Source organism: Comamonas guangdongensis (genome assembly GCF_041079535.1).
GTDB classification, from domain to species: domain Bacteria; phylum Pseudomonadota; class Gammaproteobacteria; order Burkholderiales; family Burkholderiaceae_C; genus Comamonas; species Comamonas guangdongensis.
Map to the genome: position 1 here is coordinate 206,166 of NZ_JBFYGN010000005.1, position 24,628 is coordinate 230,793.

At 64.5% G+C, this 24,628-nt stretch carries 17 protein-coding genes and 1 tRNA gene; 9 read left to right on the forward strand and 9 right to left on the reverse strand.

Annotated features, from left to right (window positions below):
- Window positions 1–42: 42 nt before the first annotated feature.
- Window positions 43–2,058 carry a DNA repair helicase YoaA gene (yoaA, locus tag AB6724_RS06465; RefSeq protein ID WP_369337714.1) on the reverse strand — a complete coding sequence of 672 codons (2,016 nt, stop codon included), beginning with the start codon at window positions 2,056–2,058 and terminating at the stop codon, window positions 43–45.
- Between the two features lie 146 nt (window positions 2,059–2,204).
- Between yoaA and AB6724_RS06470 the strand changes: the two genes are divergently transcribed.
- Window positions 2,205–2,972 (forward strand): PP2C family protein-serine/threonine phosphatase, encoded by a 768-nt coding sequence (locus tag AB6724_RS06470; RefSeq protein ID WP_369337681.1) that lies wholly within the window; start codon window positions 2,205–2,207, stop codon window positions 2,970–2,972.
- A 116-nt stretch (window positions 2,973–3,088) separates the two neighbouring features.
- Here AB6724_RS06470 and AB6724_RS06475 read toward each other — a convergent pair whose 3' ends face one another.
- From AB6724_RS06475 to AB6724_RS06495, 5 genes are all read right to left on the reverse strand, one after another.
- Entirely contained in the window at window positions 3,089–3,862 is a 774-nt protein-coding gene (locus AB6724_RS06475; RefSeq protein ID WP_369337682.1) for a hypothetical protein, read from the reverse strand.
- 130 nt (window positions 3,863–3,992) lie between these two features.
- Complete coding sequence (gene zapE / locus AB6724_RS06480; RefSeq protein ID WP_369337683.1) at window positions 3,993–5,090, reverse strand: cell division protein ZapE; 1,098 nt, start codon at window positions 5,088–5,090, stop codon at window positions 3,993–3,995.
- 149 nt (window positions 5,091–5,239) lie between these two features.
- Window positions 5,240–6,667, reverse strand: a complete 1,428-nt coding sequence (lpdA, locus tag AB6724_RS06485; RefSeq protein ID WP_369337684.1) for a dihydrolipoyl dehydrogenase — start codon at window positions 6,665–6,667, stop codon at window positions 5,240–5,242.
- 88 nt (window positions 6,668–6,755) lie between these two features.
- Window positions 6,756–8,000, reverse strand: a complete 1,245-nt coding sequence (gene odhB, locus AB6724_RS06490; RefSeq protein WP_369337685.1) for a 2-oxoglutarate dehydrogenase complex dihydrolipoyllysine-residue succinyltransferase — start codon at window positions 7,998–8,000, stop codon at window positions 6,756–6,758.
- 151 nt (window positions 8,001–8,151) lie between these two features.
- Window positions 8,152–11,031: a 2-oxoglutarate dehydrogenase E1 component gene (locus tag AB6724_RS06495; RefSeq protein WP_369337686.1), complete on the reverse strand. Its 2,880-nt coding sequence runs from the start codon at window positions 11,029–11,031 to the stop codon at window positions 8,152–8,154.
- 226 nt (window positions 11,032–11,257) lie between these two features.
- Between AB6724_RS06495 and AB6724_RS06500 the strand changes: the two genes are divergently transcribed.
- From AB6724_RS06500 to AB6724_RS06535, 8 genes are all read left to right on the forward strand, one after another.
- Window positions 11,258–12,448, forward strand: coding sequence for an AI-2E family transporter (locus tag AB6724_RS06500; protein ID WP_369337687.1), 1,191 nt, complete (start codon window positions 11,258–11,260; stop codon window positions 12,446–12,448).
- Window positions 12,449–12,660: 212 nt separating this feature from the next.
- Window positions 12,661–15,726: a formate dehydrogenase-N subunit alpha gene (fdnG, locus tag AB6724_RS06505; RefSeq protein WP_369337688.1), complete on the forward strand. Its 3,066-nt coding sequence runs from the start codon at window positions 12,661–12,663 to the stop codon at window positions 15,724–15,726.
- Window positions 15,727–15,736: 10 nt separating this feature from the next.
- Window positions 15,737–16,669 (forward strand): formate dehydrogenase subunit beta, encoded by a 933-nt coding sequence (fdxH, locus tag AB6724_RS06510; protein ID WP_369337689.1) that lies wholly within the window; start codon window positions 15,737–15,739, stop codon window positions 16,667–16,669.
- Window positions 16,669–17,295, forward strand: a complete 627-nt coding sequence (locus tag AB6724_RS06515) for a formate dehydrogenase subunit gamma (RefSeq protein WP_369337690.1) — start codon at window positions 16,669–16,671, stop codon at window positions 17,293–17,295. The genes fdxH and AB6724_RS06515 overlap by 1 nt, the downstream gene beginning before the upstream one ends.
- Window positions 17,296–17,470: 175 nt before the next feature.
- Window positions 17,471–18,436, forward strand: a complete 966-nt coding sequence (fdhE, locus tag AB6724_RS06520) for a formate dehydrogenase accessory protein FdhE (RefSeq protein WP_369337691.1) — start codon at window positions 17,471–17,473, stop codon at window positions 18,434–18,436.
- 103 nt (window positions 18,437–18,539) lie between these two features.
- Window positions 18,540–19,991 carry an L-seryl-tRNA(Sec) selenium transferase gene (gene selA, locus AB6724_RS06525; RefSeq protein WP_369337692.1) on the forward strand — a complete coding sequence of 484 codons (1,452 nt, stop codon included), beginning with the start codon at window positions 18,540–18,542 and terminating at the stop codon, window positions 19,989–19,991.
- Between the two features lie 92 nt (window positions 19,992–20,083).
- Window positions 20,084–22,030: a selenocysteine-specific translation elongation factor gene (gene selB, locus AB6724_RS06530; RefSeq protein ID WP_369337693.1), complete on the forward strand. Its 1,947-nt coding sequence runs from the start codon at window positions 20,084–20,086 to the stop codon at window positions 22,028–22,030.
- Between the two features lie 148 nt (window positions 22,031–22,178).
- A tRNA-Sec gene (locus AB6724_RS06535) sits at window positions 22,179–22,274 on the forward strand.
- Here AB6724_RS06535 and yfiB read toward each other — a convergent pair.
- Genes yfiB through yfiR form a run of 3 tightly spaced genes read right to left on the reverse strand, consistent with a single transcriptional unit; the run spans window position 22,275 to window position 24,543 of the window.
- On the reverse strand, window positions 22,275–22,781 hold the full coding sequence (gene yfiB, locus AB6724_RS06540) for an outer membrane lipoprotein YfiB (protein WP_439329833.1): 507 nt from the start codon (window positions 22,779–22,781) through the stop codon (window positions 22,275–22,277). It abuts the tRNA gene before it with no gap.
- 2 nt (window positions 22,782–22,783) lie between these two features.
- Window positions 22,784–24,013 (reverse strand): diguanylate cyclase DgcN/YfiN, encoded by a 1,230-nt coding sequence (gene dgcN, locus AB6724_RS06545; protein ID WP_369337694.1) that lies wholly within the window; start codon window positions 24,011–24,013, stop codon window positions 22,784–22,786.
- On the reverse strand, window positions 24,010–24,543 hold the full coding sequence (gene yfiR, locus AB6724_RS06550) for a regulatory sequestration protein YfiR (RefSeq protein WP_369337695.1): 534 nt from the start codon (window positions 24,541–24,543) through the stop codon (window positions 24,010–24,012). The genes dgcN and yfiR overlap by 4 nt, the downstream gene beginning before the upstream one ends.
- Window positions 24,544–24,628: the final 85 nt, after the last annotated feature.

Here is a 24,628-nt window from a genome sequence, read left to right on the forward strand (position 1 = left end):
CCCATCACCTCCATGGCTGCGCACTGCGCAGCCATTTTTGTTTCAGCCCGGCGCCGCTGGCCGCGCCAGACCGTCGAGCGCCTGCTCGAACTCGCCCTGACCGGCCAGCAAGCGCATGGGAGGCAGGGCGGCCAGCAGCTCGGCGCCGTAAGCCATGGTCATCAGGCGCGGGTCGCAGATCACCAGCACGCCCCGGTCGGTTTCGCTGCGGATCAGCCGCCCCGCGCCCTGCTTGAGCGCCATCGCGGCCTCGGGCAGCATGTAGTCGTGAAAGCCCGCGCGGCCCACCCCCTCCAGGCGCCGGCAGCGCGCCTCGACCAGCGGATCGTCGGGCGGCGGAAACGGCAGCTTGTCGATGACCACCAGCTGCAGCACATCGCCGGGCAGATCCACGCCCTCCCAGAAGGTCGCCGAGGCCACCAAAATGCTGCCGCGCTGGGAGCGCGCAGCGCCCGCAGCCATGAAACGCTGGATCAGCGCCAACTTGGGCGCCTCTCCCTGGACCAGCACATCGAGATCGGCAAACAGGCCCAAAGCCGCACGCAGCGCCTCGCTGATCGCGTGCAGCGCCTTGAGCGTGGTGGTCAGCACCAGGGTGCGACCGCCCAGGCGCTGGGCCGCGTCCAGCACCAGCCGGGCCACCTGCTGGCTGTGCTGGGCGCTGCCGGCCGTGGCAAACGGCTGGGGCACGTAGACGCCGGCCTGCTCGTGGTAGTCAAACGGGCTGTCCACGCGCAGCAGCCGGGCTTCGCGCAGGCCGCAGGGCTCGGTAAACCAGCTCAGCTGGGCATCGCTGCCCAGCGTGGCCGAGGTGAAAATCCAGGCCTTGCGCGGCTGCTGCTCTGCGCCCTCGCCTTCAAGGCCGCGCTGCAGCAGGCGCTCTTGCATGACGGCGGCGATCGATAGCGGAGATTCGAGCATGCGCAGATGCTGGGACCCCAGCTCCAGCCAGCGCACGCAGTCCTCGTCGGCTGCCGCCGCAAACCTGGCCAGAGCGGCGAGCAGCCCGGCCCCGCGCTCGTACAGACGCTGCAGATCGGCGGCCATGGCCTCCGTGCCGGCCAGCGGCGTGAGCAAGGAACGCAGGCTCTGACCCAGCCGCACCAGGGCCGCACGCCAGCGCTGGGCGTCCAGCCCCAGCGGCGTGACCGCCTGCCAGGGGATGCGCCCGCCCACGGGAGGCTTGCCGGCCTGCAGCCGCAGCTCCCTTACCGCCTGCTCCAGCGTGGCGCACAGCACCAGCCAGTCGGCCATGCCGCGCGCATGCTCCTGGGTCACGCGCAGGGCGTCGCGCGCATAGCCGATCAGCTGCTGGCTAGACAGGGCCTGGCCCGCAAACTGTACGCCGATGTCGTTGAGCTGGTGGGCCTCGTCCACCACCACCACGCCCGTGCTGGGCAGCAGCCTGGCCATGCCGGAGTCGCGCACATCCAGATCGGCGAACAGCAGGTGATGGTTGATGACGACCACGTCGGCCTGCAAGGCCTGTTGCCGCGCCTGGTTGACATGGCAGCCCTGCCAGTGCGCGCAGCCCGAGCCCAGGCAGTTGTCCTTGGTCGAGGTGACCAGCGGCACGACGGGCGAGCGCTCGTCCAGCGCCGGCAGCTCGGCCAGATCGCCGCTGCGCGTGGTTCTGGCCCAGCGCTCCACATCAGCCACGGCGCGCAGCACCTGCGGATCCTGCGGCGCACCGCGCCCCTGGCGCACGCGCTCCAGCCGCTCCAGGCACAGATAGGAAGAGCGCCCCTTGAGGCGCGCCATGCGCAGCGGCAGGCCCAGGCCGTGGACCAGGCGTGGCAGATCGCGCGCAAACAGCTGGTCCTGCAAGGCCTTGGTGGCCGTGGACACCAGCACGCGCTGGCCGCTGAGCAGGGCCGGCACCAGATAGGCATAGGTCTTGCCGACGCCCGTGCCCGCCTCCACCACCAGCACCTCGCCGTCTTCAATCGCAGCGGCCACGGCCCGGGCCATGGCGGTCTGGCCGGCGCGCGGCGTAAACGCGGGTTCGGCGGCCGACAGCAGACCGTCGGGCGAAAATGCGGCGCTGACCGCTTCCATCAATGGACTCAAGACTGGTTCACCTTGTTTGCTCACGGCACGAGCAAGATCTCTATCATTCACAGCCATCGGGCCTGATCGCCAGGCACTAAAATGTAACTACCGGTAAAGATCTCGCTTTACCTTTCTGCGCTTCCATATTTCCCATGTCTTCGAACTTCCGCATCCAGGCCGCCACCGGCATTCACCGTGGCGACCGGGAGTATCAGCAGGATCAGGTCCTGCTCATGGCCCATCCCCACGCCAAGAGCTGCATTCTCGGCGTAGTGGCGGATGGCATGGGCGGGCGCAGCGGCGGGCGCAAGGCCTCGGACCAGGTCATGCTCACCGCGCGCCAGCTGTTCGAACGCTTCGAGCCCGCCAAGGAAGACTGCACGCATTTGCTGCACACCATTGTGCAGGATGCCCACACCGTCATCCGCCTCACGGCCATTGCCGCCGAGCAGGAGCCGCACAGCACGATCGCCGCTTTCGTGGTGCTGCCCGACGGCAGCTGCCACTTCATGCATTCGGGCGATTCGCGTCTATACCATTTCCACGGCCAGCAGCAGCGCTACCGCACCAAGGACCACTCCTATGTGCAGGCCCTGGTCGATCGCGGCGAGCTGACCGAGGCCCAGGCGCACAACCACCCCCAGTCCAATATCTTGCTGGGCTGCCTGGGCTCCGTAAGCGCACCGCCCATGGAGCATTACAGGATTGAAAAACTGCAGCCCGGCGACACGCTGATGGCCTGCTCGGACGGTGTCTGGCACTACTTCACCAGCGAGGAGCTGGGCCGGGTGCTGGAGGCACTGTCGCCGCGCGAAGCCTCGCAGTTTCTGATCGAGAAGGCGCGCCAGCGCGCCTCGGGCCTTGGCGACAATCTGTCGCTGGCCATTCTGAAACTGGCCGCTGCGCAAGAAACGGCTTAAGGCCAACCCAGCCCGCAGCCCTGAAAAAACCGCAAACGCTTGTGCCTCCAGCGCTTGCAGCCATGGTTTTGCTAGCAAACTCTATGACTGGGCACCTGGCCCGGCCATGAGCCGCATCAGGGCGCCGGCGGCGGCAGGGGCGCCGCCGTCTTGCCGCGCTCCTGGGCCTGCTTCAGCGAGCTGGCCTTGTGCTCGGCCGCGGCCTTGAGCTTGGCCTCGTAGTCCGCACGGGCCTTGGCTTCACGCTCGGCCTTGCCCTGCTCGGCCTGGGCCCGGTTCTGCTCGTGGCGGCGCACATAGTCGGCCTGCTTGGCCGCACGCTGCTGGGCTTCGCTCTGGCGCTGGGCCTGCACCGCCTGCTCATCCACGGGCGGCTTGGCGCCGCTGCCGGAGGGGGACGGCGGGTTCTTCGCATTTTTCTCGCGCTGCTGCGACTTCATGGGCACGGCAGCGTTCTGGGCTTTTTTCTCCTCGATGCTCTTCAGGCGCTCTGTGGCCTTTTCCTTGCGCTCGATATCGTTGATTTCCAGCTCGCGCGCGCGCAGCGGTGCATCTTTCTCGCGCGCCAGACGGCGCGCCTCGGCCAAACAGCCTTCCACGGCGAACTTCTGATAGCACAGCTTCTCGTCGGCGATACGCTGCTGCTCGATGATCGCGCGCTTGCCCACGATTTCGCGGCGCTCCGCGTCGCGCTCCTGCTTCACGCGTTGACGCTCCTTGTCGGCCGCGGCCTTCTGCGCCGACCTGTCCACCTCGCCGCCGGCCGGCTGGCCAGCGCCTTGCTGCTGAGCCTGGGCCGACAGGGCCAGCAGCCAGACCGCGGCCACGGGCAGCGCCAGCCGCGCGAGGCTGTGCGCAGAGCGCTTGAAGGAGAGAGTGGAGATCTGCATGGACTTGAGAGCTAAAGCGGGAGAACACATCCGGAACTGGGGCCAACCAAGGCCCACAGCGGGCATTTCCGGAAGAGAAATGCCCGGGCCGAATCTGCACCAGTCACGACATCTTAAGGCGCATGCGCGCTCAGGTCAGACTGGTGTCGACCACGCGGCGCTCCAGTGCCAGATATTCCTTGGACTGCATCTCGTTGAGGCGCGAGACCGTGCGCGGGAACTCGTGGGCCAGCGGCCCTTCGGTATAGATCTGCTCGGGCGGTACGGCCGCGGACATGATGAGCTTGACATGGCGGTCATAGAGCACGTCGACCAGCAGCGTGAAGCGCCGTGCGGCCGAAGCCATGTTCACATGCAGCTGCGGCACGTCGGACAGCAGGATGGTGTGGAACTGGGTCGCGATTTCGAGGTAGTCGTTCTGCGAACGCGGGCCGGCGCACAACTCGCGGAAATCGAACCACACCATGCCGCCGGCGCGGCGCTTGGCCGCGATCTTGCGCGTCTCGATCTGCACCACGGGCTCCTCGTCATGGGCCTCGGCCAGGCGGTTGAAGGTGTCCATCATGGCCGCATCGGCCTCGGAACCCAGCGGGCAGTGATAGAGCTTGGCATCCTCCAGCGTGCGGCGGCGGTAATCCGTACCGTTGTCGACGTTCACGACCTCCATGCGCTCGTTGAGCAGCGCGATCGCTGGCAGGATACGGTCCCGGTGCAGCCCCCCGGGATAAAGCCCGTCGGGGGTAAAGTTGGAGGTGGTCACAAAGCCCACGCCGTTGGCAAACAGGGAATCCAGCAGGCGGTAGAGGATCATGGCGTCCGTGATGTCCGCCACATGGAATTCGTCGAAACAGATCAGCTTGTACTTCTTGGCGATCTTGGCGCCCAGGGCGTCGAGCGGATTCTGCGTGCCCTGCATCAGATGCATCTCGCGGTGCACCTCACGCATGAATTCGTGAAAGTGCAGGCGCACCTTGCGCTTGAGGGGCACGGCGTTGAAGAAGCAGTCCATCAGAAAGCTCTTGCCGCGCCCCACCCCGCCATACATATAGACGCCTTTGGGCAGATCGGGGTGGTTGATCAGTTTCTTGAGTGCATTGGAGCGCTTGCCCTTGTACACGGTCCACTCGTCGGCGCAGCGCTGCAGCGCCTCGACCGCGCGCAGTTGCGCAGGATCGCTTTTAAAACCCTTGGCGGCCAGCTCTGCCTCGTAGGCCTGTTTTACATTCACCGTCTCGTCTCCAGATGCTCAAAAAACAATAGCCGCTGGCGCTTATTCGACAAGCGCTAGCAGCCATTTTTGCCTGACTTTAAGAAACTTCAGCTTGCGCGCAGGCACATCACAGCCATGTCACAGCCGGCGCGCAAGACTGAAAAACCTTAGAAGTTCAAGGTGCGCTTGTCCACGGCCAGAGCCGCTTCCTTGGTGGATTCGGACAGCGAGGGGTGAGCGTGGCAGATGCGGGCGATGTCTTCGCTCGATGCCTTGAACTCCATGGCCACCACGGCTTCGGAGATCAGCTCGGAGACCATGGGGCCGACCATGTGCACGCCCAGGATTTCGTCGGTTTCGGCGTCGGCCAGGAACTTGACCATGCCGGTGGTGTCACCCAGCGCGCGTGCGCGGCCGTTGGCCAGGAAGGGGAAGGTGCCGGCCTTGTACTTGACGCCCTGCTCCTTGAGCTGCTGCTCGGTGCGGCCCACCCATGCCACTTCGGGGCTGGTGTAGATCACGGAAGGCAGGGTCGCGAAATTCACATGGCCATGCTGGCCGGCGATGCGCTCGGCCACGGCCACGGCTTCTTCCTCGGCCTTGTGCGCCAGCATCGGGCCGCGCACCACGTCACCCACGGCCCAGACGCCGGGCAGATTGGTCTTGCACAGCTCATCCACCACAACCATGCCGCGCTCGTCCAGGGCCAGGCCCACGGCTTCGGCGTTCAGGCCATTGGTGTTGGCGCTGCGGCCGATGGAGACGATCAGCTTGTCCACGTCCAGCGTCTGGGCTTCGCCCTTGGCGTTGGTGTAGGCCACGGACACGCCCTTCTTGCCGACCTTGACTTCGCCGACCTTCACGCCCAGCTCGATCTTCAGGCCCTGCTTGTCGAAAGCCTTCTTGGCTTCCTTGGCGATCTGCTCGTCCACCACGGGCAGGAACTTGTCCATGCCTTCAAGCACGGTCACTTCCGTGCCCAGGCGGCGCCAGACCGAGCCCATTTCCAGGCCGATCACGCCAGCGCCGATCAGGCCCAGCTTCTTGGGCATCTTGTCCAGGCTCAGCGCGCCGTCGTTCGACAGGATGTACTCCTCATCGAAAGGCAGGCCGGGCAGTGCGCGGGCATTGGAGCCCGTGGCCACCACGATCTGCTTGCCGGTGATGACTTCCTCTTCCTTGCCGGCCACCTTGATCTCGTAGCCGCCGTCGACAGCGCGCGCGAAGGAGCCGCGGCCGTGGAAGAAGGTGACCTTGTTCTTCTTGAACAGGTAGAGGATGCCGTCGTTGTTCTGCTTCACGATCGCTTCCTTGCGGGCGATCATCTTGGCCACGTCCATCTCGACCTTGCCGGTGGAGATGCCGTGGTCGGCGAAGTGCAGCTTGGCATGTTCGAAATGCTCGGAGGACTGCAGCAGCGCCTTGGAGGGAATGCAGCCCACATTGGTGCAGGTACCGCCGGGAGCGGCACCGCCGGCGGCGTTCTTCCACTCGTCGATACAGGCGACGTTGAAGCCCAGCTGGGCCGCGCGGATGGCCGCGATATAGCCGCCGGGGCCGGCGCCGATCACGATGACGTCAAATTGCTTGCTCATGACTCAATCTCTTGTGTTTGGTGCTTGAAAAAACCCACCGCTGGGCGCTCGGCCTGGGTGGGTTTTCGTACGAGGGACCCGTAGCGGATTACAGGTCGAACAGCAGGCGCGAAGGATCTTCCAGCGCGTCCTTCATGGCCACCAGGCTCAGCACGGCTTCGCGGCCGTCGATGATGCGGTGGTCATAGGACATGGCCAGGTAGTTCATGGGGCGAACCACGACCTGACCGTTCTCGACCACGGCACGGTCCTTGGTGGCGTGCACGCCCAGGATGGCGGACTGGGGCGGGTTGATGATGGGGGTGGACATCATCGAGCCGAAGGTGCCGCCGTTGGAGATGGAGAAGGTACCGCCGGTCATTTCTTCGATGCCCAGCTTGCCTTCCTTGGCCTTCTGGCCGAATTCGGCAATCTTCTTCTCGATATCGGCGAAGCTCATCTGGTCTGCATTGCGCAGGATGGGCACCACCAGGCCGCGAGGCGAGCTCACGGCGATACCGATGTCGAAATAGCCGTGGTAGACGATGTCGTTGCCGTCGATCGAGGCGTTCACGGCGGGGAACTTCTTCAGGGCGTGCACGGCAGCCTTGACGAAGAAGGACATGAAGCCCAGCTTCACGCCATGTTCCTTGGTGAACTGGTCCTGGAACTTCTTGCGCATCTCCATCACGGGAGCCATGTTCACTTCGTTGAAAGTGGTCAGGATGGCGTTGGTGGCTTGCGACTGCAGCAGGCGCTCGGCGATGCGGGCGCGCAGGCGGGTCATGGGCACGCGCTGCTCGGGACGCTCGCCCAGGTCTTCCTTGGCGGCAGGAGCGGCCACCTGGGGCAGAGCCTTGGTAGGTGCGCCGGTGGGGATGGCGGCGCCACCCTTGATGGCGGCCAGGGCATCGCCCTTGGTCACGCGGCCGTCCTTGCCCGTGCCGGACACGCCGGCTGCGGACAGGTTGTTGTCGGCCAGGATCTTGGCGGCGGCGGGCATGGCCACGCCGCTCTTGTTGCCACCGGCGGCGGCGGCAGCGACGGGAGCTGCAGCGGGAGCCGAAGCTGCGGCGGCAGGTGCGGCGGCGGGAGCAGCAGCGCCGGCCACGGCTTCGGTGTCGATCTTGGCGATCACCTGCTCGGCGGCCACGGTCGCGCCGTCGCCCTGCAGGATTTCGGTGATCACGCCGGCCGAGGGAGCGGGCACTTCCAGCACCACCTTGTCGGTTTCGATTTCGATGAGGATTTCATCGACGGCCACGGCCTCGCCGACCTTCTTCTTCCAGGTCAGCATGGTGGCTTCGGTGATGGACTCGGACAGCTGGGGAACTTTGACTTCTACGATAGCCATTTTGAATTCTTTCCAAAAGTGTGACGACTTACGCAAATCAGTTTCTAGCCAGGCGCCTGCACGGGGGCAGGGCGACGATATGCATGCTGGTCTGCGTAAGTCCTAGGTGTTTTGTCTGTGAGGTAACCGCGTAATAAAGGGGTCTACAGCCTTACTTGGTCAGGACAAAACCCTTGAGCTTGGCGAATGCGCCTTCCACCAGTGCCTTCTGTTGCTCTTGGTGCAGATGCGAGTAGCCGACGGCGGGCGAAGCGGACGCAGCGCGACCGGAGTAGCCCAGCTTTTGGCCTTCACGCATGTTCTCGTGAATATTGTGCTGGATGAAGAACCAGGCGCCCTGGTTCTGCGGCTCGTCCTGGCACCACACGATTTCGGTAGCGTTGGCGTACTTCTTGACTTCGGCAGCGAAAGCCTTGTGCGGGAAGGGATAGAGCTGCTCGACGCGGATGATGGCCACGTCCTTGCTTTCCTTCTCGGCGCGCTTCTTGACCAGGTCGTAGTACACCTTGCCCGAGCAAGCGATGATGCGCTTGACTTTGGCCGCATTCTTGACCACGGATTCGTCCTGCTCGGGAATCACGGTCTGGAAGCCACCGCTGGTGAATTCGGTCAGCGGCGAGGTAGCGTCCTTGTTGCGCAGCAGCGACTTGGGCGTGAAGATGACCAGCGGCTTGCGCAAGCCACGCACCATCTGGCGACGCAGCACGTGGAAGATCTGGCTGGCCGTGGTCGGCTGCACGATCTGCATGTTAGCGTCGGCAGCCAGCTGCATGAAGCGCTCCACGCGGGCCGAGCTGTGCTCGGGGCCCTGGCCTTCATAGCCGTGCGGCAGCATCAGCGTGATGCCGTTGACACGGCCCCACTTGACTTCGCCGGAAGCGATGAACTGGTCGATCACCACCTGGGCGCCGTTGGCGAAGTCGCCGAACTGGGCTTCCCAGATCACCAGGGTGTTGGGGTCGTTCGAAGCGTAGCCGTATTCGAAGCCCAGCACCGCCTCTTCGGACAGGATGGAGTCGATCACGACGAACGGAGCCTGGTTGTCGGCCACGTTCTGCAGGGGGATATAAGTGCCCTCGTCCCACTTTTCACGCTTTTGGTCGTGAATCACGGAATGACGGTGCGTGAAGGTGCCGCGGCCGCAGTCCTCGCCGGACAGACGCACGGGATAGCCCGAAGCCACCAGCGAGGCGAAAGCCATGTGCTCGCCCATGCCCCAGTCCACGTTCACGTCGCCACGCCCCATGGCAGCGCGGTCGTCGTAGACCTTCTTGACCAGAGCGTGAGGCGTTGTGGTTGCGGGAATGGTGGTGATCTTCTCGGCCAGACGCTTCCACTCGGTCAGAGGGATGGCGGTGTCGCCGGCATCGGTCCAGGCCTTGCCCACGAAGGGGCTCCAGTCCACGGCGTACTTGCTCTTGAAGTTGGTCAGCACGGGGTCCACCGTGTGACGGCCTTCGTCCATGGCCGCACGGTAGGCCTTGACCATGTCGTCGCCCAGCGTGTCGCCCAGACCTTGGGCAGCCAGCTTGTCGGCGTACAGCTTGCGCGTGCCGGGGTGGGCAGCGATCTTCTTGTACATCAGCGGCTGGGTCAGTGCAGGCGTGTCCTGCTCGTTGTGGCCCAGCTTGCGGAAGCAGATGATATCGACGACCACGTCCTTGGAGAATTCCATGCGGAAGTCCAGGGCCAGTTGCACGGCCAGTGCCACGGCTTCTGGATCATCGCCGTTAACGTGCAGCACGGGCGACTCGATCATCTTCACGATGTCGGTGCAGTACAGCGTGGAGCGTGCGTCGCGCGGATCGGAGGTGGTGAAGCCGATCTGGTTGTTGATGATGATGTGCACCGTGCCGCCCGTGGAGTAGCCACGGGTCTGGGCCAGCGCCAGGGTTTCCTGGTTCACGCCCTGGCCGGCGAAGGCCGCGTCGCCGTGCACCAGCACCGGCAGAACCTGCTTGCCATGGGGGTCGTCACGACGGTCCATGCGCGAGCGCACCGAGCCTTCGACCACGGGGTTGACGATTTCCAGGTGGGAAGGGTTGAAGGCCAGCGACAGATGCACTGGGCCGCCCTTGGCCGACACGTCGGAGCTGAAGCCCTGGTGGTACTTCACGTCACCCGCGGTCAGTTCTTCGGGAGCGGTGTGATCGAACTCGGCAAACAGATCCTTGGGCATCTTGCCCAGGGTGTTGACCAGCACATTCAGACGGCCGCGGTGAGCCATGCCGATCACGACTTCCTGCACGCCCTTGAGGCTGGCAGCATTGATCAGCTGGTCCATGGCGACGATGAAGGACTCGCCGCCTTCCAGCGAGAAGCGCTTCTGGCCCACGTACTTGGTGTGCAGATAGCGCTCCAGGCCTTCGGCTGCCGTCAGGCGGTCCAGAATGCGCGACTTTTCGGCGGCATTGAAGGCGGGCTTGCTGCGGATGGTTTCCAGCTTCTGCTGCCACCAGCGCTTCTGGTTCTGGTCGGTGGCATACATGTACTCGGAACCGATCGTGCTGCAGTAGGTTTCGCGCAGCGCATTGATCAGTTCGCGCAGAGTCATGGACTCCTTGCCGAAGAAGGTGTTGCCCACGTTGAACACGGTTTCCTGGTCGGCATCGGCGAAGCCGTAGAAAGCAGGATCGAGTTCGGGAATTTCGGGGCGCTCGGTGCGCTTCAGAGGATCGAGATCGGCCCAGCGCTGACCCACATTGCGGTAGGCGGCAATCAGCTGCTGCACGGCGGTGCGCTTGCGACCCAGCTCGGAGTCCGCACCGGAGGCCACGACCACCTTGGTGCCGCCTTGCTTTGCACGCTCGGCAAAGGCGTTGATCACGGGCAGGTGGGGAACGTCCTTGTTGTCCGTACCGTCGACAGCGGGAACATGCTGCAGAGCATCAAAGTACTCACGCCAAGAATCCGGCACGCTGCCGGGATTGGCCAGGTAGTTCTCGTACATCTCTTCGACATAGGGCGCATTGCCGCCGAAGAGGTAGGTGTTGCCTTGGTAGGCTTGATAGATCGATGACTGATCGCTCATATTGCGCTGACCTCCGCTTCCCTGCGGGAAGCATTAGCTGGTTTGTAGAACCTTCCGCGACACGGCTGTACCGGTTGGCGGATGCGACTGTGGCTGGGAAGGGCCTTGAGTTGCGTGCGCCATTGTGCCACCGTTCATGCCCCTACTGCTGCGAGTGGACTCAGCTTTACGTCCGGCCACCTCGCTTACATTGCAGCCAACGTACAGAAAAAGGAAAAGGAACGGCATGCCGGTTTCGCCATTGCACAAACGTGTGTTCATCTTGCTGCTGATTGCAGTAACCCTTGGCTTTGGACTTGTATTGTCGGAATACTCGGTCGCCATTTTCTGGGGCATCGTGCTGGCCATCGTGTTCGCCCCCATGCACCGTCGCATGCTGGAGCGCATGCCCAACAAGCCCACGCTGGCCGCCCTGCTCACGCTGCTGTCCAGCCTGGTGATCGCCATCCTGCCGCTGGTGCTCATCAGCATCTCCCTGGTCCGGGAAACGGCCGCCATCTACGAGCGCGTGAGCAGCGGCAATCTTTCCGCCAGCACCTATCTGCAGCAGATCTTCGACGGACTGCCGGGCTGGATGACGCCCTGGCTCGAGAAACTGCACCTGGGCACGCTGGCCGAACTGCAGGACAAGATCACCGAAGTCACCATGCAGGCCAGCAAGCAGGCCGCGGCCGTGGCCGTCGGCTTCGGCCAGAACACGCTGGGCTTTTTGCTGGGCTTCTGCGTGATGCTGTATCTGATGTTTTTTCTGATGCGCGACGGCAAGGCCCTGGCTCAGCGGGTCTGGGACGCAACGCCGCTGCAGGCCGAGCACAAGCGCGAGCTGGCCACCAAGTTCATCACCGTCATCCGCGCCACGGTCAAGGGCAATCTGGCCGTGGCCGCGGCCCAGGGTGCGCTGGGCGGGCTGATTTTCTGGATTCTGGGCATCCAGGGCGCCGTGCTCTGGGCCGTGGTCATGGCCTTCCTGTCCTTGCTGCCCGCCGTGGGCGCAAGCCTGGTCTGGGGCCCGGTGGCCATCTACTTCCTGGCCACGGGCGCCACCAGCAAGGGCGTCGTGCTGGCGTCCTATGGTTTTCTGGTCATCGGCCTGATCGACAACCTGCTGCGCCCGCTGCTGGTCGGCAAGGACACCAAGATGCCCGACTACATCGTGCTGATTTCCACGCTGGGCGGCATGTCCGTGTTCGGCCTGACGGGCTTCGTCCTGGGACCCGCCATTGCGGCGCTCTTCATGGCCACCTGGGATCTGTTTGCGAATATGCAAAAGCAGGAAGAGCTGCGACTGCAACAGCATGGTGCGCACCGGCACGCAATGCAGAGCGCCGAGGCTGCCGCCGCGCAGCAGCAGCCGGCACCCGAGACTCCGGCGCTGGATGGAATACCGGAAAAATCGGAAAAACTACGCGATATTTAATACTAAATAACTAGTAACCAAGCTGGCGAACAGCGATAAAAATTTGCATCGCGACCTTTTCAGAACATTTAAAACCGATAGCAACCCAGCATTACAGGCCAATGGCGCACGCGCCTACTCAACAATTAAGGGTTTGTAACCTGGGTACGCTGCGGCATGAAACGTAAAATTTACTTTCACACAAAAGCGTTTATCTGAAAAGGTACCCCACAATGGTCCAATTCTCCAGACGCCAGTTCATGAAAGTGACTGGTTCGACTCTGGCGGGTTCCAGCCTGGCGCTGATGGGCTTCTCGCCCACAGCCGCTCTTGCTGAGGTGCGACAGTACAAGCTGTCCTCCACCACGGTCACCCGCCAAACCTGTACCTACTGCTCCGTAGGCTGCGGCATTCTGATGTACTCGCTTGGCGATGGTGCCAAGAATGCCAAGCTGTCGGTGATGCACGTCGAAGGCGACCCCGACCATCCGGTCAACCGCGGCACGCTGTGCCCCAAGGGTGCTTCGCTGATGGACTTCGTGCACAGCCCGCACCGCCTCAAGTACCCCGAATATCGCGCGCCCGGCTCCAGCGAGTGGAAGCGCATGTCCTGGGACGAGGCCCTGGATCGCATCACCAAGCTGCTCAAGGCCGACCGCGACGCCAACTTCGTTGAAAAGAACGACAAGGGGCAGACGGTCAACCGCTGGCTGACCACCGGCATGCTGGCCGCCTCGGCCGCCAGCAACGAAGCCGGTTACATCACGCACAAAGTGGCCCGCTCCTGGGGCCTTCTTGCACTCGACAACCAAGCACGTGTCTGACACGGCCCGACGGTGGCAGGTCTTGCCCCGACGTTTGGCCGTGGAGCGATGACGAACCATTGGGTCGACATCAAGAACGCGGACGTTATTTTGATCATGGGCGGCAATGCCGCCGAAGCACACCCCTGCGGCTTCAAGTGGGTGACCGAAGCGAAGGAGCACAACAAGGCTCACTTCATGGTGGTCGATCCGCGCTTCAACCGCTCGGCATCGGTGGCTGACTTCTACACACCGATCCGTTCCGGCTCGGACATCGCCTTCCTGGGCGGCGTGATCAACTATCTGCTGACGAACGACAAGATTCACCACGAGTATGTGAAGAACTACACGGACTTCACCTTCATCGTGCGCGAGGACTTTGCGTTCGACGACGGCATCTTCTCGGGCTACAACCCCGAAAAGCGCACCTACGAGAAGGGTTCGTGGGACTACGAGATGGGCGACGATGGCTTTGCCAAGGTGGACCCGACTCTGCAGCACCCCCGATGCGTCTATCAGCTGCTCAAGAAGCACTACGAGAGCTACACGCCCGAAAAGGTTGAAAGCATTTGCGGCACGCCCAAGGAAAAATTCCTGCATGTCTGCGAAAAGCTGGCCTCCACGGCCGAAGCCGGTCGCTCGGCCACCATCATGTATGCCCTGGGCTGGACCCAGCACACGATCGGTGCCCAGATGCTGCGTACCGGTGCCATGATCCAGCTGCTGCTGGGCAATATCGGCATCGCCGGCGGCGGCATGAACGCCTTGCGCGGACACTCCAACATCCAGGGCCTGACGGACCTGGGCATCCTGTCCGCCTCGCTTCCCGGCTATCTGACTCTGCCCAACGAGGCCGAGCAGGACTACCAGGGGTACATCACCGCGCGCACGCCCAAGACGCTGCGCCCCGGCCAGATGAACTACTGGCAGAACACGCCCAAGTTCCACGTGAGCCTGATGAAGGCCTGGTGGGGCCCCGCGGCGACCGCCGAGAACAACTGGGCGTTCGACTACCTGCCCAAGCTGGACAAGCAGTACGACATGCTGCAGGTCTTCGACCTGATGACCCAGGGCAAGCTCAACGGCTATATCGCCCAGGGCTTCAACCCGCTGGCGGCCCTAGCCAACAGCAACAGCGTGCGCGAAGGCCTGAAGAAGCTCAAGTTCCTGGTCATCATGGATCCGCTGGTCACCGAGACTTCCGAATTCTGGAAGAACTACGGCGAATTCAACGACGTGGACTCGGCTTCGATCCAGACCGAGGTGTTCCGGCTGCCGACCACCTGCTTCGCCGAAGAAGAGGGTTCGGTGGTGAGCTCGTCCCGCGTGCTGCAGTGGCACTGGAAGGCTTCCGAGCCTCCGGGAGAAGCCAAGACCGACATCAACATCATGTCGGAGCTGCATCTGCGCCTGAAGGCCTTGTACGAGAAGGAAGGCGGCAAGTTCTTCGAGCCCATCGCCAAGCTCTACTGGCCTTATCTGCAGGCCAAGCACCCGGGCGCCGACGAGGTAGCCAAGGAGTACAACGGCCGCGCGCTGGTGGACCTGTTCGATCCCAAGGATCCGACCAAGCTCATCCGCAAGGCCGGCGAGCAGCTGGCCGGCTTCGGCGAGATGCGCGACGACGGCTCCACCCTGGGTGGCTGCTGGATCTGGGCTGGCAGCTGGACCTCGTCCGGCAACCAGATGGCACGCCGCGACAACTCGGACCCCAGCGGTCTGGGCAACACGCTGAACTGGGCCTGGGCCTGGCCGGCCAACCGCCGTGTGCTGTACAACCGTGCATCCTGCGACCGCGAAGGCAAGCCGTTCAACCCCCAGCGTGCGCTGATCAAGTGGAATGGCTCCAGCTGGGGCGGCATCGACGTGCCCGACATGGGCCCGACCATGCCACCCGAGACGACCAACCCCTTCATCATGAACCCCGAAGGTGTGGCGCGCCTGTTCGCCCGCAAGGGCATGGCCGAAGGTCCGTTCCCCACGCACTACGAGGCGTTTGACAACCCGCTGGGCTACAACCCCATGTACCCCAACAACAAGCAGGCCGTCAGCAGCCCCGTGATGCGCATTCTGTCCACCGCCAAGGACACCATGGGCGATCCCAAGGACTACCCGCATGTGGGCACGACCTATCGCCTGACCGAACACTTCCACTACTGGACCAAGCATGTGCAGCTGAACAACATCGTTCAGCCCGACCAGTTCGTGGAAATCGGCGAAGCCTTGGCCAAGGAGCTGGGCATCGAGACCGGCCAGCAAGTCAAGGTCAGCTCCAAGCGTGGCTTTGTGAAGGCGGCCGCCATCGTGACCAAGCGCCTCAAGCCCATGAAGATCGATGGCAAGACCATCCATCACGTGGGTGTGCCAATTCACTGGGGCTTCTCGTCTACGGGACGCAAGGGCTATCTGGCTAACAACCTGACGGCCTCGGTGGGTGACGGTAACAGCTTGACCCCTGAATCCAAGACCTTCCTCGTGAAGGTAGAAAAGATCTAAGGAGCAGCTGATGTCATCAACCATGTCTTTAGATATCAAGCGCCGCTCGGCCACGACCACGACCGCCCCCAGCGCGCGTGGCGCCCATTCGGGCGAAGTGGCCAAGCTGATCGACGTCTCCAAATGCATAGGCTGCAAGGCCTGCCAGACGGCCTGCATGGAGTGGAACGATCTGCGCGACGAAATCGGCACGGCCGCCGCCGGCGTCTACGACAACCCGACGGATCTGACGTCGGAGTCGTGGACCGTGATGCGCTTTACCGAGTACGAAAACGAGGCCACGGGCAATCTGGAATGGCTGATCCGCAAGGACGGCTGCATGCACTGCGAAGACCCGGGCTGCCTCAAGGCCTGCCCTTCGCCAGGCGCCATCGTCCAGTACGCCAACGGCATCGTGGACTTCCAGCAGGATCAGTGCGTGGGCTGCGGCTACTGCGTGACCGGTTGCCCGTTCAACATTCCGCGCATCTCCAAGAAAGACAACAAGGCGTACAAGTGCACCTTGTGCTCGGACCGCGTGGCCGTGGGCCAGGAGCCTGCCTGCGTCAAGACCTGCCCGACCGGAGCCATCTCCTTCGGCACCAAGGAAGCCATGCAGGAGCAGGCCGCGCATCGCGTGGTCGACCTCAAGGAGCGCGGCTACGAGCAGGCCGGTCTGTACGACCCGCAAGGCGTGGGCGGCACCCATGTGATGTACGTGCTGCATCACGCCGACAAGCCTTCGCTGTACAAGGGCCTGCCCGACGATCCGTCGATCAGCCCCATGGTGTCCCTGTGGAAGGGCGTTGCCAAGCCTCTGGCCATGGCCGCTCTGGGCGCTGCCGCAATCGGCAGCCTGTTCCACTACATCACCAAGGGACCGAACGACGTGTCCAAGGAACTGGAAGACGAAATGGACCGCAAGGACCAAGCCGCGGATAAAGCCGGAAAGGAGGCCCGCTGATGCAACGCAATCCTCGTGACCTCGTGCGCTACACGGCGTCGGAACGTGCCAACCACTGGATCGTAGGCATCTGCTTCATCCTGCTGGCCCTGTCCGGCCTGGCCTTCTTCCATCCGGCCTTCTTCTGGCTGACCAACCTGTTCGGTGGTGGACCCTGGACCCGCATCCTGCACCCCTATGTGGGCGTGGTGATGGGCCTGTTCTTCGTCATCATGGCCTGCCGTTTTGCCAAGCTCAACGTCGTGGAATCCCGCGACATCGAATGGCTCAAGAACGTCAACAAGATGATCGACGGCGACGACCATGACATGCCCGAACAGGGCAAGTACAACGGCGGCCAGAAGCTGCTGTTCTGGGGCCTGGTGATCGGCATGCTGCTCATCGTCATCACCGGCTTCGTGATGTGGCGCGCCTGGTGGACGCTGCCCGTGAACGTGGTGCGCGCCGCCACCCTGGTCCACGCCGTGGCGGCCGTGTGGATGATCGGCCTGATCATCCTGCACGTCTATGCGGCCATTTGGACGCGCGGCACGATTCGTGCCATGCTCTACGGCACGGTGACCCGCGCCTGGGCCAAGCAGCATCACCGCGGCTGGTACCGCAAGGTGACGGGTGACAACGACTAAAGCCGCGCTGCTTTAGTTGCCACCCCGGCAACCCGGCCGCCAAGCGTCCAGACGGTGCTTGGCGGCTGAATTTTTTGTAGGACTTGCGCAAACGAGGATGCACACGGGCATTTCCATGAGTGAAATGCCTCGCCTGAGCCGAATTTGCGTAAGTCGTGTTTTGGAATCTTTGTCAATGCAACGCATTCTTCAACCTGGCGAGATCGAAGCGCTGGACCACACCAGCTTTCCCCGCGTTCTGCTGCCCGTGGCCGGCAGCCTGTTTGCCGAACGCGCCGCGCGCCTGCGCCAGCTCGCCGAAGGCAATCCCATTGCCGACTATCTGCGGTTCGTTGCCCAGATCATGGATGCCCAGCACCAGGCCGTGGGCAGCGTGGAAGTCGGCGCGCCCGATGCGGCCGGCATCGCGCGCGCGCAAGAACACTCCATGCCCTTGCTGCCCGCTGTGGAGCATATCGATCCGGCCTGGCAGACCGTTCTGGACAGCATGCTCGGCACCCTGGAAGGCGCCCAGGGGCTGCCCGCGGCACTGCAGCCCCTGCTCCAGGAGCTGCGCCATCTGGCACCCGAGACGCGCGACGACATCGCCAAAAAGCTGCTGCAAAAAGAGGTAGCCGCCCGCCATGTGGGCATGGCTCCCTTCATCATGGCCGCGCTGCAGGTGGTGTTCACCATGCGTGCAGCCAATATCGGCGCCCGGGAGGTTCCGATCACCGACCCGGCCAGCATCTGTCCCATCTGCGCCAGCGAGCCCGTGAGCAGCGTGATCCGCATCGGCGGCAAGTCGGCCGGCCATCGCTATCTGCACTGCGGCACCTGCGCTTGCGAGTGGCATATGGTGCGCGTCAAGTGCACGCACTGCGAGTCCACCAAGGGCGTTCACTACCAGGGCATCGATGGCGCCGGCGAGGCCGTGCTGGCCGAGACCTGCGACGAATGCGGCAGCTACCGCAAGATCGTGAACCAGGAAAAGGACCCGCGAGTCGACCCTCTGGCCGACGATCTGGCCAGCCTGATGCTGGACCTGCTGATGAGCGAAACCAAGTTCCAGCGCGCCAGCCCCAATCCCCTGCTCTTCGTGGCGTTTGCCGAGGAGCAGGAGGCGGAGTCGGACCACGCGCTGATCGATCCGGCCGCCTGAGGACCCCGGCCACACCAGTTCTCTGGGCCACAATCGCAAGGGCGGCGGGGAGCTTTCCGCCGCCCTTTTGCATTGCCAATGCTGAATATTCTTGTAGCGCCTTATGCAAACCACTGCCGCACCCAAGCCCCACACCAAGCCGGAAATCACGCACCCTTCCCAGCTGCCGGCCGTCGACAAGCTGCTGCTCGCCGATGTCATGCAGACGTTGCGGCACAGCTATGGCCTGGAGGCATGCACCCAGGCCGTGCGTGAGGTGCTGGGCAGACTGCGCTCGCGCCTGCTGGCGGGCGAGGCCTTGCACTGCGATGCCGCAGACATGCTGCAGGAGGCGCAACAGCAGCTGGAGCAGCGCTTTGCGCCCAGGCTCAGGCCCGTGTTCAATCTCAGCGGCACGGTTTTGCATACCAATCTGGGCCGGGCACTGCTGCCGCAGGCGGCCATCGATGCCGTGGTCGAAGCCATGGCCGCACCGGCCAATCTCGAATACGACCTCGAAGACGGCGGCCGCGGCGACCGCGACGACCTCGTCGAGTCGCTGATCTGCGAGCTAACCGGCGCCGAGGCCGCGACCATCGTCAACAACAATGCGGCCGCCGTGCTGCTGGTGCTGTCCACCATGGCTGCGGGCAGGGAAGTGATAGTCTCGCGCGGCGAACTGGTGGAGATCGGCGGCGCATTCCGCATCCCCGATGTGATGACGCGTGCCGGCGCCAGACTGGTCGAGGTCGGCACCACCAACCGCACCCATGAGAAAGACTATCTGGGCGCCATTGGCGAGCACACGGCCGCACTCATGAAAGTGCATTGCAGCAACTACGCCATCACGGGCTTCACCAAATCGGTGAGCGACGCCGAGGTGGCGCGCATCGCGGGCGAGAAAGGCCTGCCCGTGATCGTGGACCTGGGCAGCGGCACGCTGGTAGACATGCGTGCCTGGGGCCTGCCCCATGAGGTGACGGTGCGCGAAACCGTGGCCGCTGGCGCCGATATCGTGACCTTCAGCGGCGACAAGCTGCTCGGCGGGCCGCAGGCCGGCATCATCGTGGGCAAGAAGGAATGGATTGCCCAGATCAAGAAGAATCCGCTCAAGCGCGCGCTGCGGGTCGGCAAGATCACGCTCGCGGCGCTCGAGCCCACGCTGCGCCTCTACCTCAACCCCGAGACCCTGGCCCAGCAGCTGACCACGCTGCGCCTGTTCACCCGCAAGCCCGCAGAGATGCAGGCCCAGGCCGAGCAGCTGCAACCCCTGCTGCAGCTGCTGCTGGGCACGGGCTTTGTGGTGGAAACCGCCGCGATGAGCAGCCAGATCGGCAGCGGCGCCCTGCCCGTGGAAAGCCTGCCCAGCTTCGGCCTCAGAATCTATCCGGCCAGCGGCAGGCAGGCCGGCCGCCTGCTCACGCAGCTCGAAGCGCGTTTCAGAAAGCTGCCCCGCCCCGTGATTGGCCGCCTGCATGAGGACGCCCTGTGGCTGGACCTGCGCTGCCTGGAGAGTTCGGCCCAGCCTGCATTCGAGCGACAGCTGCACGAGCTGGGCACGGCCGACCACATCTAGCACCCCACAATCAATAGCTGCATACGCCTGTCCGGAAGGCGTTAGGCAGCGAATCACCGCATACCCGAACGCCGGCAGAGAAAGCAGACTTCATGATCATTGGCACAGCAGGCCATATCGACCACGGCAAGACCACCCTGGTGCGCGCGCTGACCGGCGTGGAAACCGACCGCCTCAAGGAAGAAAAAGCGCGCGGTATTTCCATCGAGCTGGGTTATGCCTATGCGCCGCTGCCCAATGGCGATGTGCTCGGCATCATCGACGTGCCCGGCCATGAGAAATTCGTCCACACCATGGCCGCCGGCGCCGTCGGGATCGACCATGCGCTGCTGGTCGTGGCCGCCGACGACGGCATCATGCCCCAGACCATAGAGCACCTCGAGATCCTGCAGCTGCTCGGCGTCAGGCGGGGCACGGTGGCGCTGACCAAGGTGGACCGCGTGCCGCGCGAGCGCATCGACGAGGTGCGCGAGGAGATCGCCGCCATTCTCTCGGCCACGGCCCTGGCGGGCTCGCCGGTTTTCGAAACTGCCGCCGCCCTGCCCAACGACCCCGGAGTCTGGGCGCTGCGCCAGCACCTGGATCTGCAGGCCCAGCAAATGCCGGCCCGCGCGCGCGAGGGTCTGTTCCGCCTCGCGGTGGACCGCGTCTTCACGCTCGCGGGCCAGGGCACGGTGGTCACGGGCACGGTCTTCAACGGCCAGGTCACGGTCGGCGATACGCTGCTGCACTCGGCCAGCGGCAAGCAGGTGCGCGTGCGCGGCATCCATGCGCAGAACCAGGCCAGCGCAACCGGCGTGGCCGGCCAGCGCTGCGCGCTGAATCTGGTCGGCATTGCCAAGGACGAGATCGAGCGCGGCGACTGGATCGCCGATGCACGGCTGCTGCAGGCTACGGAGCGCATCGACATCCATATGCATCTGCTGGCCGAGGCCGCACCCATGCAGCAATGGACCCCGGTGCATGTACATGCAGGAACCCGGCGCACCACCGGCCATGTGGCACTGCTCCAGGACACGGCCATCGAGCCCGGCACCGAGGCCCGGGTGCAGTTGGTGCTCGACGCTCCCCTCTTCACCCTGCCCGGCGACCGCCTGATTCTGCGCAATGCCCAGGCCAGCCGCACCATTGCCGGCGGCATGGTGCTGGACCCCTACGCTCCGGCGCGCAAGCGCCGCAGCGCGGAACGCATGGCCTATCTGGACGCGATGGAGCAACTGGTTACCCACGGCCACCTGGCCGCGCTGATTGCCCAGGCACCGCACGGCATCGCGCTGTCCCAGCTCATGCGCCTGAGCGGGCATGGACTGGATGCGACAGCACCGCGGCCCGGCACCGTGACCTTGTCCGTCGGCAATGGCGACGCCCTGGTGCTGGACGAGCAGCGTTGGCAGGCCCTGCAGGATCAAACCTTGCAGACCCTGGCCCGCTTTCATGAAAAATCCCCCGACGAGCCCGGCGTCAACGCCGCGCGCCTGCGCCGCATGGCTCTGCCCGGCCTGCAGCAGGCTGCGCACGATGCGCTCTACCAAGGCCTGGTCGAGGCGCTGCTGGCGCAGAAGCAGCTGGCCAGCACGGGCGCCTGGCTGCACCTGCCCGAGCATCGCGTTCAGCTGTCGGCCGCAGAACAGGCGCTGGCCGAGAAGCTGCTGCCGGCCATAGCAGCCGGCCGCTACGACCCGCCCTGGGTGCGCGATCTGGCGCGCGACCACGGCGCAGGCGAGGAGCTCGTGCGCCAACTGCTCAAAAAGCTCTCGCGCCAGGGCCTGCTGTTCCAGGTCGTCAAGGACCTGTTCTACGCCTCCTCGCGCATGGACGAGCTGGCCGCGCTGATTACCGGCCTGGCGGCCGATGCCCCCCGGCACGAGGTCGAGGCCCGTGCTTTTCGCGACGCCACCGATCTGGGCCGCAAGCGCGCGATCCAGATTCTGGAATTCTTCGACCGCATAGGCTATACCCGCCGCGTGCACGATGCGCATCTGCTGCGCCCCGACGTACGCTGGCAAGCTACCGACAGCCCAGGCTCTGCCGGCCTGTAGCCCAGGCAGCAGCTGCGCCAGCCGCTATGGCATTGATAGAAGACTAGCCCGCCGGGCCATGGCGGCGCCAGCCTCATGACGCTGCAAATGCTGGCTACAATCCTCTATCTTCTACAAGACTGAGGCCATGGCTTTGGCTCTTGCTCAAGGAAGGCAATCGTGCCCGGTGGCGCGGCCGGGCTTCAAACCCGGTGGGGGGCGTCAGCCGCTCCCGGGTAGGTTCGACTCCTGCTGCTTTCCGCCATCACATCAAGGGCACGACGATGGCCACGCGGCGGTTTTCCGCGGCACCGCCCGAAACCACGGGCATGGAACGGCCCAGCCCCTTGACCTCGATGTTCTGCCGCGGCATGCCGGCCTCCACCAGCACCTCGGCCACGGCCTGTGCGCGGCGCTCCGACAGCTTCAGGTTATAGGCATCGCTGCCCCGGTCATCGGTATGACCTTCGACGCGCAGCCGCTCTATACCGGCCTTCATCAGCGCATGGGCAAGTTCCGCGACCCTGGTACGCGCCTTGTCGCCAAGCTCGTAGGAGTCGAATTCGAACAACAGCTTGCCCGACATCTGAAGTTCCCAGCCCTCTTGCGCTGGCTCGAAGCCCTGCGCGCGCAATGCCTGCTGCTGCTGGGCCGTCAGTCCCTTGGGCGGGGTCTGGCATGCGGCCAGCAGCAGGGCCAAGGCCATGGCCAGGCACCAGCGACCCCAGCCGGCAGCCCTCCAGCCCCCAAGAATCTGCTTGCTCTCTTGCATATTCATTCCTTGTCCCGGTCATTTGCACTATGCCGCGCGAGCTTGGCCTGGTACATGGCCTGGTCCGCGTGGTTCATCAAGGCCTCGAGATCCTGGCCGTGCTGCGGATAGACGGCCAGGCCCACACTGACCGAAGGCTGGAGCTGCACGCCGCTGCCCATGAGCACGGGCTCGCGCATCGCATCCTGGATCTTGTCGGCCACGAACTGCGCATCGGCCACGCCGCCCACCGGGTACAGCAGGATGGCGAATTCATCCCCGCCCAGACGCGCGACCAGATCCGCCTCCCGCACCATGGCATGCAGGCGCTCCCCCACGGCCCTGAGCAGGGCATCGCCGGCCGCATGGCCATGGACGTCGTTGACCTGCTTGAAGCGGTCGTTGTCGAGAAACAGCACGGCCAGCTTGCGCCCGGTCTCGGCCGCATCGCCCAGGGCCTGGCGCAGGCGCTTCTCGAAATGGGAGCGGTTCGCGAGACCCGTCAGGCCGTCGCGCGAGGCCTTGAGCTCCAGCACCGAATTCTGCTGCCGCAGCTTTTCGTGGCGCATCTGCAGCTCCGACAGCAAGGCATTGAAGTCGTCGCCCAGCTCACGCAGCTCGGCGATGCGGGCCGCGGGCACGCGCTGCTCCATGGAGCGGTCGCGCCGCACCGCCCGCGCCACCCTGGCCAGCTGCTCCAGCGGCTCGGCGATGTCTCTGAGCATGCGCCGCGATTGCCGCAAGCCCAGATAACCGCTGATGCCCAGGCAGAAGACCAGCACCGCGAGACCCGCGCACAGAAAGCGCACCACCCCGGCGCCGTCGCTGTAGAGCACCACGCGCCCCACCGGCTTGCCGTCCTGGCTGACCTCGGCCTCCTCGGGCCGCAGTCCTATGCCGGCCGCCAGCATCTCGCCGACGCCGCCGCGTGCCGACTTTCGCGACGACCATTGCACAAACACCTGATTGCGCGCGTCGAACACCTGGGCCCGCGCCACGTCCTCGCCGCGCAGCAGCTGCTCCAGCAGCTTGCCGGCCTCGTCGCGATCCTCGAAGACCAGCGCGGCCTCGACCGTATAGGCCAGGGACCGGGCCATGAGCTGCAGATTGTTGAGCAGATACAGGCGCAGCACCACGACGCCGACCAGCAGCAGCAGCACGCCGGCCAGCGAAATGGCCCAGGCGGCCATGCGCAGATGGGCGCGCCGGATCACGTCATGCAACGAGGCATTGCGGTGCGGGACAAAGCTCATGGCGTGGCCCTGGATCGCGCCAGCTGCAGCACCTTGGGGCTGATGCGCAGGCCGCTGCGCGCGACCGAATCAAGATTGACCTCGAAACCCGGGCCCTCGCCCTGGCGCCGCAGGCAGAACATGGCACCGATGCGGCACAGCGCGCTGCGCTCGCTGATCGTCAGCAGCGGGCGCCCAGCCTCCCGCCGCATCAGGCTGCGCCACTGCAGCTCTTCCACATCGCCCAAATAAATTCCCTCGCAGTCCGTCGCTTTCAGCTGTTCGATCTCCACACGCCTGACGTCCAGGCGCTGAGTGCCGACCATCTGGCCCGAGCTTTGCATCAGGCCCGACGCATAGGCCGTGGCTCCGGTCACGCACAGCCGCAGCACCGCGCTGTCGGCGGGCCAGCGCGTGTAGCCGAGAATGCCGAGCACGGTGCGCGTCACGGCCTGCACATGGTCTTCGGCCTCGGCTTCCGCGCGGGCCGTGGTGGAGGCCCAGGCCAGGCAGAGCGCGAGCAGCCATGCCCATCGGCCGGCACAAGCCAAGCACGGCGCTCCACGACTATGACCTGGCTTGCGATATGACAACAACGGCTCCATCAAAAAAGCGGGCACCTCGCTGCGCGCCTGC